The 2,030-nt window shown below is 40.9% G+C and carries 2 protein-coding genes and 1 pseudogene; all 3 read right to left on the reverse strand.

Translation table 11 applies throughout. From position 1 onward, the window contains the following. Window positions 1-54: 54 nt before the first annotated feature. A pseudogene (locus ACLD4K_RS21955) lies at window positions 55-265 on the reverse strand (Arm DNA-binding domain-containing protein); the annotation flags it as partial. 305 nt (window positions 266-570) lie between these two features. After that, window positions 571-1,278 carry a DUF6977 family protein gene (locus ACLD4K_RS21960; protein WP_023251284.1) on the reverse strand — a complete coding sequence of 236 codons (708 nt, stop codon included), beginning with the start codon at window positions 1,276-1,278 and terminating at the stop codon, window positions 571-573. 4 nt (window positions 1,279-1,282) lie between these two features. After that, window positions 1,283-1,912: a DarT ssDNA thymidine ADP-ribosyltransferase family protein gene (locus tag ACLD4K_RS21965; protein WP_411012511.1), complete on the reverse strand. Its 630-nt coding sequence runs from the start codon at window positions 1,910-1,912 to the stop codon at window positions 1,283-1,285. Window positions 1,913-2,030 lie beyond the last annotated feature (118 nt).

Raw genomic sequence — 2,030 nt, forward strand, 5'->3', positions numbered from 1 at the left:
ACAATCCGGGCTGAGTTCCCTCAAAGTGATCTACTATTTGGCGCAGCTATTTAGAGCCAGCAGCCTTTTGGCCTCGTCACGGCGTTGTCTGGCATCGACAAGCGATACAGCAAGGTAAACCCCAATAGAAAACACCTTCTGTTTGCCATCGAAGCGATAGCCTGACTGCCAGTATTTTGAATCGATAGAGGCCAAACCCGTCAGCGAGCTTGACGGCCTTTTTCGCTGGTCTGGCATTTTTTACTTTAGTATCAGTCAGTGACATGACGGTTCCCTCCGCGTGCTGGTAAAACGCAAATCGAACCAGCTTTACCAGCAAAAGGGTATGGCTTCGAATGATTTTTAGTGAACGGGGGTGAACCTGCAGAAGGAGATAACCAGTTGATATAAATGCAGAAAGCAGACGTCAGTGAACGTCTGCTTCCCTAAATTTGGCTCCTCTGACTGGATGCAATATTTGATGTATCTGTATGAATTATAATAATTTTAAATTTTAAGATCAAAATGAGGCCCTCAATATGGCCCCAAACACTAGGGGTTGGTTAAAATGTGACCTGCATCCTGTTTATTTCAAAATCCGAAACCTGATTGAGTGACTTCATTTTGCCGCGTATTGCTAACAGGCACACTTTTGATTGTTTCTAAGAAACTTTCCTTCGAGGAAATGGCTTCATTGAGAATGCCTAGCCTGAACAATGATACATACAGTGCAGCGGAGTAAGCTTGACAATTTATTGAGCGTTCGGGGTTAAATTCGATATCTGTAAAAGCATCGTATTCAACAATTCGCTCAGCCAGTTCCGTACGCTTTTTTAATGCACTAATATAAAGCCAGTCATAAAAAGCAGTCAGGGGCTCTAATTCCCACTCCATGCCAAAAAATTTGAACCCGATAAGTCTCCCGGAAGTTAAGAGACGAGCATCTTTTTTAGCTTCGCGAGATGTCATTTCGAACATGTCCGTGTAAGGGCCACCTTTCTGAAACACTTTGCTCCCTTGAAACGCACATTCAATAGTCAAGGTTCTTTGATGCTTCAACGTTGTGAATGAAAGGTTAAATGCACTTAGTGCAATACCAAGAGCCTCACGAGATTTGCTTGATATTTCGAGAATATTGCAGATATTAGGTAATGCATTTTTAGCTGCTTCATGCAAAGAATCTACAGATTTTTGTTTCTGCTTCACAGACATCCCAGCAAACCAAGTAAAGTCAACAGACTCAGTTTTGACATAGAGCCTATTTTCACCAGTCGGAATGTAAACGGGTCTTTGCGCCATGTAACTACCTTACATATGATCTGGATGCAAAATATCCAGAGCCAGAATTATTAACTAATACTTGTCTGCTGCCGAGAATATGTTGGTAAGAATTTTTTGTTGTTTCATTGTTAAAAACAACAGCAAAAATGTATTGAGGTTCTACAACATCAAAGGATAGCACTTCTGCTTGTCCATCGGTAGGGTCAAAGCTATTCAATCGTTGTGTCTGCCTTGGCTCTAAACCATCAATCTCTGCGAACATACCGCAAAATGATTCAGCTGTCTTTAGTTGAGGTAGTAGCTGGGTACTGATCCGCATATCTGCTGCATTGTGGCAACAATAAGCACAGTCATTACGCCAAATGACCGATGGATCTATACCTAAAACAGCCCACTCAACTTGAGGATTATCCCTTCTGTACCGGTAGAACATTCGATAATTAGGAAATGCAATCGAGAGTGAGATTGCATCACGGTGTCCGTCAAGTCTTAATTCGTCATTAATTGCTGGATTGATATTAAGTACGTTAGCATCAGTAACAGATATAAGACCATGCTCCATAATGCTAGGCAAATTGGTAGCTTGAGTGAAATGAACCAAGCAAGGAATTTGTAGTTCTTCTGCTGTTAACCGTATTTGTTCGCGAGACATCTTATTTGACCTAATAAATAAAAATCATAATTACGGAAAATACTCCGAAAAAAAACTCATAAAATGATTTACATCAATCAAAAGCCATCTCAAGCCAATAGGCATAAGCCAAGTATCA

The organism is Salmonella sp. 741265055_HSA (assembly GCF_046569525.1).
Taxonomy (GTDB): Bacteria; Pseudomonadota; Gammaproteobacteria; order Enterobacterales; family Enterobacteriaceae; genus Salmonella; species Salmonella enterica.